General features: G+C 40.5%; 15 protein-coding genes. 6 read left to right on the forward strand and 9 right to left on the reverse strand.

Going from position 1 to position 17,770, the window contains the following annotated elements; all coding sequences use genetic code 11:
• Positions 1 to 11 precede the first annotated feature (11 nt).
• From barA to recN, 4 genes are all read left to right on the forward strand, one after another.
• Complete coding sequence (gene barA, locus A9267_RS06400) at positions 12 to 2,843, forward strand: two-component sensor histidine kinase BarA (RefSeq protein ID WP_065108625.1); 2,832 nt, start codon at positions 12 to 14, stop codon at positions 2,841 to 2,843.
• Positions 2,833 to 3,444 carry a YjaG family protein gene (locus tag A9267_RS06405; RefSeq protein WP_065108626.1) on the forward strand — a complete coding sequence of 204 codons (612 nt, stop codon included), beginning with the start codon at positions 2,833 to 2,835 and terminating at the stop codon, positions 3,442 to 3,444. The genes barA and A9267_RS06405 overlap by 11 nt, the downstream gene beginning before the upstream one ends.
• Before the next feature lie 183 nt (positions 3,445 to 3,627).
• Positions 3,628 to 4,593, forward strand: coding sequence for an AEC family transporter (locus tag A9267_RS06410; protein WP_065108627.1), 966 nt, complete (start codon positions 3,628 to 3,630; stop codon positions 4,591 to 4,593).
• 140 nt (positions 4,594 to 4,733) lie between these two features.
• On the forward strand, positions 4,734 to 6,392 hold the full coding sequence (recN, locus tag A9267_RS06415) for a DNA repair protein RecN (protein ID WP_065108628.1): 1,659 nt from the start codon (positions 4,734 to 4,736) through the stop codon (positions 6,390 to 6,392).
• A gap of 77 nt (positions 6,393 to 6,469) precedes the next feature.
• On the opposite strand, the gene A9267_RS06420 is transcribed toward recN, so the two are convergent.
• The 9 genes from A9267_RS06420 to glyA all read right to left on the reverse strand — a co-directional run bounded on the left by A9267_RS06420 (position 6,470) and on the right by glyA (position 14,034).
• Positions 6,470 to 6,961 carry a phosphatidylglycerophosphatase A family protein gene (locus tag A9267_RS06420; protein ID WP_065108629.1) on the reverse strand — a complete coding sequence of 164 codons (492 nt, stop codon included), beginning with the start codon at positions 6,959 to 6,961 and terminating at the stop codon, positions 6,470 to 6,472.
• Positions 6,961 to 7,917, reverse strand: a complete 957-nt coding sequence (gene thiL / locus A9267_RS06425; RefSeq protein ID WP_055023758.1) for a thiamine-phosphate kinase — start codon at positions 7,915 to 7,917, stop codon at positions 6,961 to 6,963. Before thiL ends, A9267_RS06420 begins: the two co-directional genes overlap by 1 nt.
• Positions 7,918 to 8,006: 89 nt before the next feature.
• Complete coding sequence (gene nusB / locus A9267_RS06430) at positions 8,007 to 8,411, reverse strand: transcription antitermination factor NusB (RefSeq protein WP_055023757.1); 405 nt, start codon at positions 8,409 to 8,411, stop codon at positions 8,007 to 8,009.
• A 14-nt stretch (positions 8,412 to 8,425) separates the two neighbouring features.
• On the reverse strand, positions 8,426 to 8,905 hold the full coding sequence (gene ribH / locus A9267_RS06435; RefSeq protein WP_055023789.1) for a 6,7-dimethyl-8-ribityllumazine synthase: 480 nt from the start codon (positions 8,903 to 8,905) through the stop codon (positions 8,426 to 8,428).
• A gap of 121 nt (positions 8,906 to 9,026) precedes the next feature.
• The gene (ribBA, locus tag A9267_RS06440) at positions 9,027 to 10,130 is read right to left on the reverse strand and encodes a bifunctional 3,4-dihydroxy-2-butanone-4-phosphate synthase/GTP cyclohydrolase II (protein WP_065108630.1); all 1,104 of its coding nucleotides are present in this window, start codon (positions 10,128 to 10,130) and stop codon (positions 9,027 to 9,029) included.
• Positions 10,131 to 10,199: 69 nt separating this feature from the next.
• Positions 10,200 to 10,856, reverse strand: coding sequence for a riboflavin synthase (locus tag A9267_RS06445; protein ID WP_065108631.1), 657 nt, complete (start codon positions 10,854 to 10,856; stop codon positions 10,200 to 10,202).
• A gap of 85 nt (positions 10,857 to 10,941) precedes the next feature.
• A complete protein-coding gene (ribD, locus tag A9267_RS06450; RefSeq protein WP_065108632.1) occupies positions 10,942 to 12,081 on the reverse strand; it encodes a bifunctional diaminohydroxyphosphoribosylaminopyrimidine deaminase/5-amino-6-(5-phosphoribosylamino)uracil reductase RibD in 1,140 nt (379 codons plus the stop codon).
• Between the two features lie 70 nt (positions 12,082 to 12,151).
• The gene (gene nrdR, locus A9267_RS06455; RefSeq protein ID WP_055023753.1) at positions 12,152 to 12,601 is read right to left on the reverse strand and encodes a transcriptional regulator NrdR; all 450 of its coding nucleotides are present in this window, start codon (positions 12,599 to 12,601) and stop codon (positions 12,152 to 12,154) included.
• Positions 12,602 to 12,777: 176 nt separating this feature from the next.
• Entirely contained in the window at positions 12,778 to 14,034 is a 1,257-nt protein-coding gene (gene glyA, locus A9267_RS06460) for a serine hydroxymethyltransferase (protein ID WP_055023752.1), read from the reverse strand.
• A gap of 188 nt (positions 14,035 to 14,222) precedes the next feature.
• Here glyA and ettA point away from each other — a divergent pair, with 188 nt between their 5' ends.
• Both ettA and A9267_RS06470 read left to right on the forward strand, forming a co-directional pair.
• Entirely contained in the window at positions 14,223 to 15,890 is a 1,668-nt protein-coding gene (gene ettA / locus A9267_RS06465; protein WP_065108633.1) for an energy-dependent translational throttle protein EttA, read from the forward strand.
• A gap of 579 nt (positions 15,891 to 16,469) precedes the next feature.
• Positions 16,470 to 17,642, forward strand: coding sequence for a hypothetical protein (locus tag A9267_RS06470; protein WP_065108634.1), 1,173 nt, complete (start codon positions 16,470 to 16,472; stop codon positions 17,640 to 17,642).
• Positions 17,643 to 17,770 lie beyond the last annotated feature (128 nt).

Raw genomic sequence — 17,770 nt, forward strand, 5'->3', positions numbered from 1 at the left:
ATTACTTCACGATGAATAATGCTAACAACATGACCAAATACAGCCTCCGTTCGTGGGTGCTTGTACTTGCGTTAGCGCCTACCGTGATGGTGGGTATTCTACTTGGAAGTTACTTCACCATAAACCGTTTTTATGAACTTGAAGAAACCTTAATCGCCCAAGGCCGTAGTATTGTCGAACCATTGGCTATTGCAAGTGAATTTGGTCTTGTCACCGAAGACAGAGAAGCCACTAAACGCTTATTAGCTGCATCGCAATTAAACAACTCCTCTTTGATTCACTCTATCGCCATTTTTGATAGCGACAACCAACTGTTTGTCACCTCGCACTACCATAAAGATTTCGAAAGTATGCGATATCCACTAGCGCTGAGAAATTTAATCGCCAGCCAATATGAAACCATAGACGATACTATGGTCATTCGTGTGCCTATTTTATCCCATACCGGTATTGCGCCCAAAACCAATAACTATATTGCAACAGCCTCTCCTGCTCCGACAGGAACTAGCGTTATCAATAATGCGGAAGGTCAGCAAATACTGGGCTACATTTCAATATTATTAAACAAAGAAAATGCATTATTAGAACAACATCGGGCAGCGATAGCGGCTTTTGTTATTGTATTAATCGGGGTGCAGTTAAATCTATTTTTCACCTTTCGATTAGTAAAGCATGTGAACTACCCAATTACAGAAATGGTTCGGGTCGTCGCAAAAATCCGTGAAGGAAAGCTCGATACTCGCCTTGAAGGACAACTTATCGGTGAGCTAGATTTACTGAAGCGTGGCATTAATGCCATGGCAAGCTCCTTGTCTGAATATCACGATGAAATGCAGCAAAATATTGACCAAGCGACTTCTGATCTGCGTGAAACCTTAGAGCAAATTGAGATTCAAAACGTTGAGTTGGACTTAGCTAAAAAACGGGCGCTTGAAGCTAGCCGAATAAAATCTGAGTTTTTAGCAAACATGTCTCACGAGTTACGTACTCCGCTTAACGGTGTCATTGGTTTTTCTCGACAACTGATTAAAACGCCCCTGCACTCTAGCCAGCTTGATTACATCAAAACCATTGAAAGAAGTGCCAGTAACTTACTCGGCATCATTAATGACATTCTTGATTTCTCTAAACTCGAAGCGGGTAAAATGGTTCTTGAAAAAATGCCTTTTGCTTTGAGAGAAACCATTGCCGACACCATCAGTATCGTGGCGGGTAGCGCCCATGAAAAAAGCATTGAATTAGTTGTCGATATTGATGACAACGTGCCAGAAAGTGTCAGTGGCGATGCAATGCGCGTAGGTCAAATCATGACAAATTTAATTGGTAATGCGATTAAATTTACCGATGAAGGCAGTGTGATTTTAAAAATGCATTTAGTTGGCCAGCGAGATGAAAACATTACTTTGCGCTGCGAAGTGATTGATACAGGTATCGGTATCGATGAAGGCCAACAAGAATATTTATTCCAAGCTTTCGGGCAAGCTGATTCGTCTATATCTCGACGCTTTGGCGGTACAGGATTAGGCTTAGTGATTACCAAACGCTTAATCAATCAAATGGGCGGGCAAATCGGTTTTACTTCTACGCCTAATAAAGGGTCGACATTCTGGTTTATGCTGCCGCTTGAGCTAAGTCAATTCCATATCGGTGAAGTATTACACTTAGAGTCTTTGCGGGATAAAACACTATTACTGTTTGAATCACGAGAGCTCACTCGTGATACCTTTAATCGCCGCTTTGAAGCTTGGGGAATGCATTTAACGTCTGTGGGACAACTACCACATTTAGAAACCACATTGTCTTCAAGTAAAGTGCACTACGATTATATTCTTTTAGGCTGCCATGGCTTTAAAGATAATGAGCAATTACTCAGCTTCTTAAAACTTGCTCGTGAAAAGACAGCTTGCTTGGTGTTATTGCATGACGGTATCGAGCAACAAGAAATCTTAAACCAAGGATTAAGACCTAATACGGATATACTGATGAGTATGCCGGTCAGTGACTATGATTTAGCGAATCAGTTGATACACCCACCAACGCAAACAGCGTTATTAACTGAAACATTGCCTGAAACAGTTTATGAACGTAAAAACCTTAATGTTCTGGCCGTTGATGACAACTTAGCGAACCTTAAATTAATTGATACCTTACTGAAAGAGCTCGTGGTGAATGTGGTATCGGTGAATAACGGTGATGATGCGATTAAGTATGCTAAACAACAAGTATTCGATGTCATCTTTATGGATATTCAAATGCCGGGCACTGATGGTATCACAGCAACCAAGTTGATTCGTCAAGAGTCACAAAACCGCAATACGCCAATCATTGCCGTCACTGCCCACGCAATAGCAGAAGAGCGAGAATTAATTTTAGGTAGCGGCATGGACGGTTATCTGCCTAAGCCGATTGATGAGGCAGCCCTTAAAGGAGTTATTGATCGCTGGATCAATAAACCTAAGTTTACCCATTTTGATATGCACACTCTAAATTGGGAATTATGCCTTGCTCAAACGAATCAAAAACCTGATTTAGCCCTCGAAATGCTGCAGATGTTAGTTGATTCATTACCTGATAACGTTGTTAACATTGAAACAGCCCTTAAAACCGTCAATAGCGAACTCATGTTACAGACCGTGCATAAACTTCATGGGGCAAGTTGTTACTGTGGTGTACCTAACACTCAGAAGCTTTGCCAAGAAATTGAGTCTGCGCTAAAGCACAAAACCAGCATTGAAGATCTTGAACCAGAAATACTTGAGTTACTTGATGAGTTAACTAAGGTAGAATCAGCAGCAAATCAAGTGATATCACAGTTATCAGCGGATGTACCCAATGAGTCATAAACCCGGTTTTTTTAAACGTTTAAAAGCGTTGTCTTTACCTCAAAAGCAATTATTTGCTACCGCACTTTGCCAACGCATGTTGCCAAATTATCAGTTATTTTCTGAAGTTTGCGAATTTGGCGAGCCAAAAACACTCAGCACTGTCTTAGAGCTATTGTGGCAATCTCAATACGATAAAAAACTTAAATTTAACTATGACATTCATTTACAACGCTTAGAAGACAACACCCCTGAGCCAAGTAACTTTGAAGCATACGGAGTTTACCCAGCAATGGATGCAGCTGTCGCGTTAACCACCTTACTTGGCGGTATTCAGGGTAAAATTGAAGAAGACATTACCAACATCAGTAAATTATCTTCAAGTACAGTAGCCAACTACATTGAAGCTATCAGTGTTGATGAACTTCAAGATGAATTAAACGAAGAAGTCGTAGAAGAGTTTGTTTTCGCACATCCTGTGATGCAGGAAGAAAAAGAACTACAAGGAATGTTACTGGATATTATTGAAGCTAACCCTAAATTATCAGCTGAATTCGTTAAAGAGTTACGTAAAGAAATAGTCGACGCTGGTGTTTCTAATATTGGGATCAGTGTTCAGTAACTGAGTTTTTTGTTAGCAATATTTATTGGCAAGATTTATGGGCATTCTGCCTATAGATAAACTTTGAGCACACTTGTTAGTGCGCTCAGAGTTGCACTTGCATCATTAACTTATTCGCCAACCCAATGACTGTCAAATCAACAATGTCATTGACTTCCAATAGACACACATAAGGAGAAGATGATGGCCAACATTTTAACTCCCCTTATTGCTGTCTTTGGCATCATGTTGCTAGGCTTTATTGTTCAAAAACTAAAAGTGCTTCCTCATGATACCGACTTTACATTAAACGAATACGTCTATTACGTGGCGTTCCCCGCTATTTTATTCATTGCGTTAGCCGAAACCGATATACATGAGATCATGCAATGGGGCTTTATTGCGGCCTTTGGTATTGCAATGGTTGTGACCTATTTCATTACGGTGCTCATTTCATCTATCGCAGATAAAAAACAACCGGCACTAGCCGCTATCAGAGGGTTAAATACCAGCTTTGGTAATACCGCATTTATTGGTATTCCACTAATGATGATGCTTTATCCAGATAACAATCACGCAATCACAGCTGCTGCAATTGCGAGTTTGTTATCTGTCATTATGTTTGCCTTTGCAATGGTCAATATGGAACTTGCCATCAATAAAAAGCAAAAACGACACCCTGTGCTTATTATGTTGAATGCGTTAATTAGTAATCCCATTGTTATTGGTTGCACTTTAGGGGTCATGGCATCAGCTTTGTATATCCCAATTCCTGATAGCATCAGCATGATGATGAGGTTAATTGGCAATACCTCAAGCCCATGTGCGCTGTTTGCGATTGGTATGGTTCTCGCTAAAGCAATGCATGGAGGTACAGAGCCTGAAACGCCACCTCACCATCTTGCAATCGAAATGGGCATATTAAATATACTTAAACTCGTGATTCAGCCATTGATTGCTTATGGTTTACTACGCTATTTTAATGTCGATAACGAGTTACTTATCATGGGGGTCATCTTAGCTGCATTACCAACTGCAGCAAGTGTTTACTTACTCGCACAGCGTTATCAAACCTATGGGCTGTCGAGCGCTAAATGCATCTTGATTAGTACCCTTGCCACCTTTATTAGCCTTCCCCTGATTGAACAATTACTTGAACAGCTCAACTAAATACTAAACTTCTTGCTGCTAATAACTTCCGCATAAATACAACTCAAAAAAATTAGCAACCAGCACTTTACTGTATATAAAAACAGTGTAGACTGTTTATAAATACAGTGGTTTGGTGTTTCTTTACACAGGGATAGATTATGCTTTGCCAATTAAGCATTAATAATTTTGCGATTGTACGTTTTCTTGAACTTGACTTTAAAGCCGGAATGACCAGCATCACAGGTGAAACTGGTGCCGGTAAATCTATCGCTATCGATGCGCTAGGCCTATGCTTAGGCAATAGAGCCGATGCCAATACCGTTCGCCCTGGGGCAAACAAAGCTGAAGTTTCTGCACGGTTTTCGCTTGAAGATGTGCCGTATGCTAAACGCTGGCTTGAAGATAATGATCTTGATGTCGATGAAGAATGTATTTTACGTCGAACGATTAGCGCCGACGGTCGCTCTAGAGCCTACATTAATGGTAACCCTGTCCCACTCACTCAACTTAAAGCACTAGGACAATTATTTGTCGGAATTCATGGGCAGCACGCTCACCATGCCATGCTTAAAAGTGAGCATCAACTTACCTTACTCGATAGCTATGCCAACCACAGTATCCTTATCGACAATGTGAGTAAAAGCTATCAACGCTGTAAGCTCATTGAAAATGAATTAAAACAATTACAGTTAAACCAACAAGAGCGTATTGCCCGCAAACAACTTCTACAATACCAAGTCGAAGAACTGGACGAATTTGCTTTAAAGCCTGGTGAATTTGAGCAAATAGAGCAAGAACACAAACGCTTGGCTAACGGCAGTGATTTAATTGAAAATTGTCAATTAACGCTTCAATTGCTTAGCGAGGATGATGAGCACAATATCGAGTCCTCATTAAATCGGGTGATAGGTTTTGCCGATCAATTACAATCATTTGATCCAGCATTGCAAAGTGTTGCAAACATGCTCAATGAAGCCTTAATTCAGGTACAAGAAAGTACCAGTGAAGTTCAAGACTATTTAAGCAAAATAGAGCTAGATCCCGAGCATTTTGCATTTTTGGAACAACGTATTTCCAAGGCCATGCAACTGGCGAGAAAGCATCATGTTCAAACAGAACATTTAGCTGAACACCATCAAGCATTAGCCATAGAATTAAAAGAGCTAAATAACGATGCAACCCGACTAGATGAGATTCAACAGCAAGTTGACGACAGTAAACAAGCTTATATTAAAAGCGCTCAAAAACTCAGCCAAAGCCGCCTTCGCTATGCAAAAGAGCTTAATAAACTTGTCACTCGCTCGATTCATGAATTGAATATGCCCAAGGGTAAGTTTTCTATAGAAGTCAATTTTAACCCAGACATTCAATCTGTTACTGGTAGCGATCAAGTTGAATTTCAAGTGACCACTAACCCAGGACAACCCCTTCAACCGATTGCAAAAGTCGCTTCTGGTGGTGAGTTATCACGTATTGGTTTAGGTATTCAAGTTATTACTGCGAAAAAAGTTGCCACCCCGACACTCATATTTGATGAAGTCGATGTCGGTATTTCTGGGCCAACTGCGGCCGTTGTTGGACGTATGCTGCGCAGTTTAGGGGAATCTACTCAAGTTATCTGTGTGACCCATTTACCTCAAGTAGCAGGTAATGGTCACCAACATATGCTGGTGAACAAGTTTAGTAAAAGTGGTGGCACTGAAACGCAAATGAAACCCCTTGATAAAGAGCAAAGGATCAGTGAATTAGCTAGGTTATTAGCTGGTGATGTTATTACAGAAAACACACTTGCTAACGCTCGAGAACTACTTCAATAGCTAAGATAGTAAAGTGCTCACTAATCACTAAAAAGCCCACCAATTGGTGGGCTTTTTAGTGATTGTTCAATCAAGACTTATACGAAGTAATAGATAAGCTGCAAACAGATTAATGCAAAAAAGCCTGCTAAAACATCGTCAATCATAATACCAAAGCCGCCATGAACTTTGGCATCTAGCCAACGAATAGGCCAAGGTTTCAAAATATCAAAAAAACGGAATAGTGCAAAACCAATGACTAACCATATTAAGCCCGCTGGGGCAGCTATCATGGTAATCATTAAGCCGGCAACCTCATCCCAGACAATGGCGCCATGATCATGGACTCCCATGTCTTTGGCTGCTTTATCACATATATAAAAGCCAATAAGCGTACTTAACACAGTGATAATAATAAATGCGGTTAAGCTAAGGTGCCCCATTAAGTAAACTAATGGCACGGCTGCTAATGTACCGAAAGTGCCGGGGGCTTTAGCTGCTAACCCACTGCCAAACCCAAGTGCTAAAAAATGCACTGGATTTTTAAGTGATAATTTTTTTACCGCTGGATCGTTTGATAATAGATTCATTAAAAGTGCTCAAAACTTTTTAGGTCTAGCTCAAATGGTTCGCCATTGGATACCAACCTTAATTTATCACCCGCGCATATTTGTCCAATTTTGACAAATTTAACACCTGCGTGAATTAAGGCTGTATCTAAAGCGCCCCGTTGTGCTTCAGGTACAGTGAAAAGAAGCTCGTAATCTTCGCCCCCAGTCAAAGCATAATTGATTGCTTGCTCTGGCCCCACTGAGCCAACCAATGAAGTCGATAACGGTAATTCATTGACATCAATGACGGCTCCAACGTTTGAAGCTTTTAATATATGAGCAATATCGGAGTTAAGGCCATCAGATAAATCAATTGCACTGGTTGCTAATGAACGCAGAGCTTGTCCAGCCAAGATCCTTGGCGTTGGATGATAATGGCGATTAATCAAAAACTCTTTAAACTGAGGGTCAACATCTTGCTTACCTAGCAAAATATCCAAGCCTAATGCGGAATCGCCTAAGGTACCAGTGACATAAATCCAGTCACCGATTTTTGCACCACCACGAGTTAAGGCTTTACCGGTAGGAACTTGACCATGAATCGTGATATTGATACTGCGTGGGCCACGAGTAGTATCACCACCAATCAAACTCACACTGTAGTATTCCGCAGCTTCAAACAGCCCTTCACTAAACTGCTGTAACCAGTCGTTATCTACATCAGGCAAGGTTAACGCCAGGGTCATCCAAGCGGGATCAGCTCCCATTGCAGCTAAATCAGATAAGTTTACAGCCACTGATTTATAGCCTAACTCATGCGCAGGCATTGAAGGCAGGAAGTGAATATTTTCGACGAGGGTGTCACAAGAAATTGCAATAGATTTGTTTTCAGCTGGTTGTACTAATGCACAGTCATCACCAATGCCGAGATGAACATCACGACGTTTCTGACCTTTATCACGGAAAAATTGTTCAATAAGTTGGAATTCTTTCACGATAAATTTGGTACGGTTGCCCGCCCACCTACTGTTATAGAAATCGGTAAGCCATACAAAAACGGTATCCGAAGATACCGTTTTATTTATTACTTACGAGTAACAAGCTTATCTAGCATACCATTGACAAACTTATGACTGTCATCGGCACCAAAGGCTTTCGCTAATTCGATACCTTCGTTGATAGCCACTTTAAATGGCACATCTTTACGATAAGTGAGTTCATACGCAGCTAAGCGCACAATGGCTTTCTCAACTGGCGATACGTCTTCAATATCACGATCTAAATGTGGCTTTAAAAGCGCATCAAGTTGAGTCGCTTTTGTTGCTACACCTGATAGCAACTCACGAAAATAAGCTACATCAACACCGTTAATGTTTTGCTCAGTTAAAAATTCGTGTTCAACGTCAGCAACGTTATTTTGGCTTAACTGCCACGAATAGATAGCTTGAACAGCTAAACGGCGTGCCTTACGGCGCTCTGAAGGCTTCATTACTTTTCCTACTACTATACCAACTGTTGTTCTAATTCTTGCAGAACATTAACCATTTCAAGTAGGCCAAGGGCAGCTTCAGTACCTTTGTTACCTGCTTTAGTACCAGAGCGCTCAATTGCTTGCTCAATGGTATCTGTGGTTAACACGCCAAATGAAACAGGAATATCAAACTCTAAAGCAACTTGAGCTAGACCCTTGTTACACTCGCCTGCAACTAAATCAAAATGCGGAGTACCACCACGAATCACAGCACCAAGTGCAATGATACCGTCAAATTTCCCACAAGCAGCAACACGTCGTGCAGCCAGTGGTAATTCAACAGCGCCAGGAACACGAACAACAGTAATGTTGTCATCTTCAACCTGACCAAAACGTTTTAGTGTATCTATTGCGCCATCAAGCAGACTCTCAACTAAGAAACTATTGAAACGCGATACAACGATCGCCACTTTGGCATTTTTTGCTTCGATATTACCTTGAACTACGTTCATTATCTTACCTAAATTAGCTAAAGCACCCAGCTCTGGGCAAAAGTGGCGGTATAATACCACAGCAAAATGCCCTGAGTCCTGTGCAATTAATGATAAATGTTAACTTCACTAAATTAGTGAATTATTCTGCAATGTAATCAGTCACTTCTAAACCGAAGCCCGATAACGAATGATAATGTTTCGGCGAACTCAATAGCCTCATGCTGCTGACACCAAGACTTGATAGTATTTGCGAACCGATGCCCACTTTACGTGAGGTGCCGACCCATTTCGCCGCAGTTGGTGCTTGACCTTTGTCTTCTGCTTCAAACGCTTTTACTTTGGCTAGCATCTCACTTGAATGCTCTTCATGGCCTAATAATACTAAAACACCACCTTCATTAGCGATGCGTTCCATCGCTTTTTCTAGTGGCCAGCTACGTTTTTGATCTCGCTCAGAGTGAAGCAAATCGTTAAATGTATTTTGCAAGTGCACACGCACTAAACAATCAGCTTTCACTTCACCTTTTACCAATGCATAGTGCAATTGATTATCGATGGTGTCTCTAAATGTCACCATAGTAAACTCACCAAAGCGTGTGGGTAGTTTACATTCTGCTTCACGCACAACAGTGGTTTCTTTGGTATTACGGTACTCAATTAAATCAGCAATTGTCCCCATTTTAATACCGTGTTTTTCACTAAACACTTCTAAATCAGGACAACGTGCCATCGTGCCGTCATCATTTAAAATCTCAACGATCACACCTGAAGGCTCCAAACCTGCTAATCGAGCTAAATCGCAACCAGCTTCAGTGTGTCCAGCACGCGTTAATACGCCGCCATCTTGTGCCATTAATGGGAAAATATGCCCAGGCTGAACTAAATCAGCGGCTTTAGCATCTTTTGCAACAGCCGCCTGAACTGTAACAGCACGATCATAAGCTGAAATGCCTGTTGTTACACCTGTTGCAGCTTCAATTGATACAGTAAAGTTTGTCGAGAACTGTGCATTATTATTAGTTACCATTAAAGGTAAATTTAACTGCATACAGCGCTCTTTAGTCATTGTTTGGCAAATCAATCCACGACCATAGGTCGCCATAAAGTTAATTGCCTCTGGCGTCACCTTTTCGGCCGCCATGATAAGATCGCCTTCATTCTCTCTATCTTCATCGTCCATCAAGATAACCATTTTACCCTGACGAATATCTTCGATGATCTCTTCTATACTGTGTAGTGCCATGTTAAGACCTTTATGTTTAGTTTTTCTATATCAGCAACATAGGCTAAATATATTCGGGTATTCTATTTTCTATCGCATAAATCCGGCGTTGGCTAGCATTTCCATAGTGATGCCGCCTTCGGATTTTGTGGCTTTTTCAGCGTTCATCAAGCGCTCTAAATAACGTGCAATTAAATCCACTTCGATGTTGACCTTACTGCCGGCTTGCAAAGCCAACAAGGTCGTTTCTTCGGCTGTATGTGGCACAATCGTTAACCTAAAACGATGCCCATCAATTTCGTTAACTGTTAAGCTAACTCCGTCAATGGTTATTGAGCCTTTATGAGCGATATATCGAGATAAGTCTTCAGGTGCGAGTAACCAAAACTCGATGGCTTTTCCGCGCACATTTCGTTGCTCAACCCTTGCAATACCATCAACATGCCCGCTTACCATATGGCCGCCTAAACGCGTCGTTGGCATCACCGCTTTTTCAAGGTTAACCTTTTGTCCGACTTTATAATCAGCAAAACCAGTTAATGCGACAGTTTCAGCTGAAATATCTGCAACATAACCATCAGGTAGACATTGTACAACCGTTAAACACACACCATTGGTTGCAATACTATCTCCTAGTTTGACATCAGATAAATCCAAACTACCACTAGCTACATTTAAACGAATATCATCGCCTTTGCGATCAATTTTTCTTAATGTGCCTAGGGCTTCAATAATGCCGGTAAACATAAATACTCACTTGTTATCTTATTCAATATTATTTAACAGTGTTCGTTGCCTATACCGTTTAAATAATGGCAAAAAATCTTGTTGCTTATAGAGCAAATATCATTCTTAGATCTGCACCGACTCGACGCGTATCGTTAAGTTGTATTTTAGGGATATCTGACATGGCTTGGTAATCATCAAGCTGGACTAAATTACGACCTTGGCTACCCAGTAACTTCATCGCTTGATATAAATACAATTCATCACCTAAGCCTTGTTTGATGACGCTACCCGCTAATGTTGCTCCAGCCTCTACGAGAACCGTATTGCATTGCTTACCTAAATAAGTAAATAACGCATGTAAATCAACGCGTCCATCATCATTTGCACCAATAGTGATACAACTAACATGATTGTTAAATCTTTCTCTCACTTCTGCGGGGTATTCCACACATGAAACCAACAGTATAGGAGACGCTATTTCAAACAGTGCAAAGTCATTTGTTAGCCTAGCTTTACTATCTAGAATAACCCTTAATGGTTGTTTAATTTCATTTGCTGCTAAATGCTCTTTTACACTGCCTAATTCTTCATAACGGACATTCATAGATGGGTTGTCAGCAAGTACCGTTTCTACACCAGTAATAATGGCGCATTGTCGAGCACGTAACTTTTGTACATCCGCTCGGGCTTCAGGTCCTGTAATCCATTTAGACACCCCATTAGACAATGCCGTTTTGCCATCAATACTGGCAGCAAGCTTAATGGTAACAAGTGGCAAGCCTGTGAGCATTCGCTTAGTAAACCCAAGATTAAGTTGTTTGGCTTGCTCGGTTAATAATCCGACTTCAACCTCAATTCCCGCTTCTTGTAGCATTCGAATACCATTACCTGCCACTTGCGGGTTGGCATCAACCTCAGCAATAACAACCCTTTTTATCCCCGCATTTATTAACGCTAATGCACAAGGAGGAGTTCGGCCGTAATGACTGCAAGGCTCAAGGGTGACATAGGCAGTGGCTTGGCTTAATTTATCTTGCTGCTGATTGGTTTGTACTGCATTTAAAGCGTGAATTTCAGCGTGCGGGCCACCCGCTTTAATATGATAACCTTGACCAATAATCTGCTCGCCAACGGCAATCACACAGCCTACGTTTGGATTAGGCCGAGTTGTATAACGTCCTTTTTCTGCTAATGAAATTGCCAGACTCATCATTGAAATATCAAGGATAGACCACTGAGACATAAAAACCTTCTTGATTGCACCAAAACGATAAAAAGCAATATTTTGCTAGCGGCAAGTAATGATAATGCGGCTACTTTTGTAACTTAGCGATTGCTTCACCAAATTGAGACACATCTTCAAATGCACGGTAAACAGAAGCAAAGCGAATATAGGCAACCTTATCAAGCACCATTAACTGCTCCATCATTAAGTTACCGATCATAGCAGAGTCAATTTCTCGTTCGCCTGTCGCACGAAGCGTGGATTTTATTTTTGTTAACGCTTGCTCAATTTGATCCATAGAAACAGGGCGTTTTTCAACTGCTCTAAGCATACCGCCACGAAGTTTCTCTTCATCAAATGGCTGACGAGTCCCATCTTGTTTGATCACTCTAGGCATCACAAGCTCAGCACCTTCAAAGGTCGTAAAGCGTTCATGGCACTCTGTACATTCCCGGCGACGACGTACTTGGTGGCCATCAGCCACAAGTCGAGAGTCAATCACTTTAGTATCTGTCGCGCTACAAAATGGGCAATGCATATTCGCTCCTGAAATTAAAAAGAAAATGGCTGTAAGTACTCGGTACTTACAGCCATTAAAGTTTATCCTATTTACTTTATAAGGTTAACCTTATCGATAAGATTATCCTCCCAAGATAAATTGAATAAAGCCAGTCTTACTCAATCACGTTCCTGTTTCAGAATACTTGAAAGGTATTAACCGTAAACAGGGAACTTAGCACATAATTCAAGTACTTGATTCTTCACACGCTCAATCGTGGCTTCATTATTAATATCGTCAAGTACATCACACATCCAGTTGGTTAATTCAACTGATTCAGTTTCAGTAAAACCACGACGTGTAATTGCAGGAGAACCAATACGTAAACCTGAAGTCACAAACGGTGAACGAGGGTCATTTGGCACCGAGTTTTTGTTCACTGTGATGTTAGCTTTACCTAAGGCAGCATCAGCATCTTTACCAGTCATATCTTTGCTGATTAAATCAAGCAGGAATAAGTGGTTATCAGTACCGCCAGATACCACATCATAGCCACGTTCGATAAAGGTTTTAGCCATCACTTTAGCGTTGGCAACAACTTGCTCTTGGTAAGTCGTAAACTCTGGATCTAATGCTTCTTTAAATGCAACGGCTTTAGCTGCAATAACGTGCATTAATGGACCACCTTGGCCGCCAGGGAATACTGCTGAGTTTAATTTTTTATAGATATCTTCATCGTTTGATGCTGATAAAATTAATCCACCACGAGGACCGGCAAGTGTTTTGTGTGTCGTCGTTGTCACTACGTGTGCATGTGGTAACGGGTTCGGATAGATACCAGCAGCAACAAGACCTGCAACGTGGGCCATATCAACAAATAAGTAAGCACCTACTTTGTCAGCGATTTCGCGGAATTTACCCCAATCGATGATACCTGAGTATGCAGAGAAACCAGCAATAATCATTTTAGGCTTATGTTCAACAGCTAAACGCTCAACTTCTGCATAATCGATTTTGCCAGTCGTTTCATCGATACCGTACTGAACCGCATTGTATAATTTGCCTGAAAAGCTCACATGAGACCCGTGAGTCAAGTGACCACCGTGTGCCAGGCTCATGCCTAAAACGGTGTCACCACCTTGTAAAAGCGCCATGAAAACAGCTGAGTTTGCCTGAGAACCAGAATGCGGCTGAACGTTAGCGTAAGTTGCGCCGAACAACTCTTTAGCACGTGAAATAGCTAATTCTTCAGCAATATCAACATGCTCACAACCACCATAGTAACGCTTACCAGGGTAACCTTCTGCGTACTTATTGGTTAACTGAGAACCTTGTGCTTCAAGAACACGTGGGCTGGTATAATTTTCTGATGCGATTAATTCAATGTGCTCTTCTTGGCGACGAGTCTCATCTTCAATGGCTTGAAACAGTTGTGGATCGTAATCCGCGATATTCATAGCTTTCTTTAGCATTGGTGTCTCCAACAGCAGTTCTTATATATAGGGTTGCGCGGTATTCTACTCTGCTCTGCGTCACAATCCCAGCATTTAGAACATGAATTTCATTGGAAATTATCTTTAATTTGATTAATCCAAAATTTGAGTTAAACAAAAAATAAAGTAGAATTATCATCATCATTGGTCACTAAAGAACCTTAAAAATGGCTCAATTTGTCTATAGTATGCTGCGGGTAGGAAAGATTGTTCCGCCTAAAAAACAAATCCTCAAAGATATTTCACTTAGTTTTTTCCCTGGCGCCAAAATTGGTGTACTTGGTTTAAATGGTTCTGGTAAATCAACTTTGCTAAAAATCATGGCAGGTTTAGATACCGAAATCGAAGGTGAAGCACGTCCGATGCAGGACCTAAAAATTGGTTACCTGCCACAAGAACCTAAGCTTGATGAATCACAAACAGTACGTGAAGCAATTGAAGAAGCGGTCAGTGAGGCTAAGAATGCGCTGACTCGTCTGGATGAAGTTTACGCACTTTATGCTGAACCTGACGCCGACTTTGATGCATTAGCAAAAGAGCAAGGTGAACTTGAAGCAATTATTCAGTCTCAAGATGCTCATAACCTAGATGTAATTTTAGACCGAGCAGCTAACGCATTACGCTTACCTGATTGGGATGAAAAAATCGAAGTGCTATCAGGTGGTGAACGTCGCCGTGTCGCAATTTGTCGCTTACTACTTGAAAAGCCAGACATGTTGTTACTTGACGAACCAACTAACCACTTGGATGCTGAATCTGTCGCGTGGCTTGAACGTTTCTTACAAGATTATACTGGCACCGTAGTTGCGATTACCCATGATAGATATTTCTTGGATAATGCTGCGGGTTGGATTTTAGAACTTGACCGTGGTGAAGGTATTCCTTGGGAAGGTAACTACTCATCTTGGCTTGAGCAAAAAGATGCACGTCTACAACAAGAGTCTGCAACTGAAAGCGCCCGCCAAAAAACCATTCAAAAAGAATTAGAATGGGTACGCCAAGGCAGTAAAGGTCGTCAATCTAAAGGCAAAGCCCGTATGGCTCGCTTTGAAGAATTGAACACCAACGACTATCAAAAGCGTAACGAAACTAATGAATTGTTCATTCCACCAGGGCCTCGTTTAGGTGACAAAGTAATTGAGGTTAATAACTTAACTAAGTCTTATGGCGATCGAGTGTTGATTGATGACTTAAGTTTCTCAATTCCTAAAGGTGCGATTGTCGGTATTATCGGTGCAAACGGTGCGGGTAAATCAACATTATTTAAAATGATTTCAGGCGCTGAACAACCTGATAGCGGCAGCATCGAAGTGGGTGAATCAGTACAAATTGCTTCGGTTGAGCAATTCCGTGATTCAATGAACGACAAGAATACCGTCTGGCAGGAAATCTCAGATGGACAAGATATCATGCGTATCAACAACACAGAGATCCCAAGTCGTGCTTACGTTGGGCGCTTTAACTTCCGTGGTGGCGATCAGCAAAAAATCATTGGTACCTTATCTGGTGGTGAACGTAACCGTGTTCATTTAGCCAAACTGCTACAAGCAGGTGGTAACGTACTCCTACTCGATGAACCAACCAATGACTTAGATGTTGAAACACTGCGTGCGCTAGAAGAGGCGTTATTAGAGTTCCCTGGTTGTGCCATGGTTATTTCTCATGACCGTTGGTTCTTAGACAGAATCGCCACTCACATTTTAGATTATCGTGATGAAGGCCAAGTTAACTTCTATGAAGGAAACTACACTGAATACACGGCCTGGTTGAAAGAACACCTTGGTACTGAAGCCATTGAGCCACATCGTTTAAAGTACAAGCGTATTGCTAAATAGTCGCAGGATTATCATTATCTGATTCAGAATAAAATTAATCACTTAATAATAGCCTTAATCAGTTGATTGTATTGCCATTATAAAAGTCCTATTGATGGTGAAATTCGTTAATTCGAGTTTTCACTTTAAATAGGACTTTTTTATGTTTACCCGCCATTACTTTCATTAATCGCTAAAATAACCACTTACCCATAAAGGCAGTCATAAAAATGACGACTGTCTGAAAACCTGCAATTTGTTAAATTTCTAAATGCCTCATGGTTAACTTACTCTGTTGAGCTCATTCACTCGCGTTAACAACATAACTAACATAGCCAACAAAAATTTGGTTCTTTAAAGAACATTAACAATAACTTAAGCACAAGAGGATAAAGCAACATCAGGTATAATAAGGTAACAATATATCAGTCAAACCGCCCTACTGTTGGCTTGTTGTAAAAAAGCGTCAAAAAACCACAATCTATTTGTAAAGACAAATTAACTTAAGTACTATAAAATTATTGACGGATTATTTTACTGTTGACCAGTTGCAGTAGCACAAGGCTATGCACGAACAATTACACAAAAATGGAGGAATCAGTGAGATATAGTCGAATTACTTTTATTTTATTATGTTTTTATGCCAGCAGCTCATTTGGTTTAGAGATTATTTCGAGTAGCGAAACCCAAAAACTACAAGAAATTGAGCAAAAGTATAATATTGATGATTTACTCATTTCTGCCAACGATAAATTGTCAACGCACAAAAAGAAAGAATCAGATTTCCACGCCTTAAGTGTCGAGATTAAAAGCAAGCAAACTGAATATGAACATTTGGTTTCTAAGTTACCAGCTAAAATCTTGTCACGCGCTAACCTAAGTTCTTTTTACCGTGATTTAGAAAATCTTGTCCTTAAAATAGATCAACTTGAAACCAAGTATGATATCGACGGTAAATCGCTTAAGAGAGAATACAAATCGATAATGGCAGAATATGATGTCATTAATGAAACTCGCACAAACAAAGATGAGCAACTAGCCGCACTTAAAAGTGAAATCACCAAGCGCGTTATTGCTGATGTTTCAAAAGCTGACACGGTTCAATCAGTTGATTTAGATGGTTCAACCTTATGTAGTAAATTTCAGTCAATTAACGATTGTTTGAAAGATTCAGAAAGCTACATTGTGACTAATACAATCAAAACTGATCCTTTTTTGAATGAGCGCAGTGTTTTACTTTCATATGACGTCATCGACGCCAGTATGAATATGTCAGGCAACTTAAACTATAAAATTAAGATGGCATTCAAACCTTCATATAACAGTAAAATTGACTCACTGATTAATGAAGAACTAGGCCTTAAATCAGCCATGATTACATTAGTTAGTAATGTCGCCGCTGATTGGTTTGTCGATGGTGTTAAAGTTGGGACTGGCCGTGAGATTTTTCATGAAGTGCCATTAGGTCAACACGGTATTTTGGCTTCTTATCAAACGAAAGATAAGTCGAGTGTTGAGTTCATTCAAGGCAATGGTGTTTTCAACTATAACTTTAACGAAACATCTCGTAATAATGACTTAGTGACATTGCCACAGACCGAAAAAACCAAAAAACAAACCATGAAAATGAAGCCTAAACAAGCGAATGTCGCAGCTAAAGATAAGCCTCAAATGAGCCTATCAAACAAGAGCTATGAATATTTCATGGGAATTGAAGCATCGACTACAGAGCAAAACGAAAGCTTTAATGGAACACCTTCAGCAAAACTGTAGCGTCTCATATTAGAATAAAAAACCACTTAGTATGACTAAGTGGTTTTTTTGTTTTCTAGCATACCAATTTAAAGAATCAACCTGCTTTACTGTATCTTCCCTCTGGTAACTGTTAAAAAATTGATACC

The sequence above is a fragment of the Shewanella sp. UCD-FRSSP16_17 genome (assembly GCF_001675935.1).
GTDB lineage: Bacteria > Pseudomonadota > Gammaproteobacteria > Enterobacterales > Shewanellaceae > Shewanella > Shewanella japonica.

Excerpts from the sequence above, each read along its gene's own strand:
- ettA (WP_065108633.1), top strand. The coding sequence starts at position 14,223 with ATGGCTCAATTTGTCTATAGTATGCTGCGGGTAGGAAAGATTGTTCCG.
- A9267_RS06420 (WP_065108629.1), bottom strand. The coding sequence starts at position 6,961 with ATGAATCTATTATCAAACGATCCAGCGGTAAAAAAATTATCACTTAAA.
- ribH (WP_055023789.1), bottom strand. The coding sequence starts at position 8,905 with ATGAACGTAGTTCAAGGTAATATCGAAGCAAAAAATGCCAAAGTGGCG.
- nrdR (WP_055023753.1), bottom strand. The coding sequence starts at position 12,601 with ATGCATTGCCCATTTTGTAGCGCGACAGATACTAAAGTGATTGACTCT.
- ribBA (WP_065108630.1), bottom strand. The coding sequence starts at position 10,130 with ATGGCACTACACAGTATAGAAGAGATCATCGAAGATATTCGTCAGGGT.
- barA (WP_065108625.1), top strand. The coding sequence starts at position 12 with ATGAATAATGCTAACAACATGACCAAATACAGCCTCCGTTCGTGGGTG.
- recN (WP_065108628.1), top strand. The coding sequence starts at position 4,734 with ATGCTTTGCCAATTAAGCATTAATAATTTTGCGATTGTACGTTTTCTT.
- A9267_RS06410 (WP_065108627.1), top strand. The coding sequence starts at position 3,628 with ATGGCCAACATTTTAACTCCCCTTATTGCTGTCTTTGGCATCATGTTG.
- ribD (WP_065108632.1), bottom strand. The coding sequence starts at position 12,081 with ATGTCTCAGTGGTCTATCCTTGATATTTCAATGATGAGTCTGGCAATT.
- A9267_RS06405 (WP_065108626.1), top strand. The coding sequence starts at position 2,833 with ATGAGTCATAAACCCGGTTTTTTTAAACGTTTAAAAGCGTTGTCTTTA.
- nusB (WP_055023757.1), bottom strand. The coding sequence starts at position 8,411 with ATGAAGCCTTCAGAGCGCCGTAAGGCACGCCGTTTAGCTGTTCAAGCT.
- glyA (WP_055023752.1), bottom strand. The coding sequence starts at position 14,034 with ATGCTAAAGAAAGCTATGAATATCGCGGATTACGATCCACAACTGTTT.
- A9267_RS06445 (WP_065108631.1), bottom strand. The coding sequence starts at position 10,856 with ATGTTTACCGGCATTATTGAAGCCCTAGGCACATTAAGAAAAATTGAT.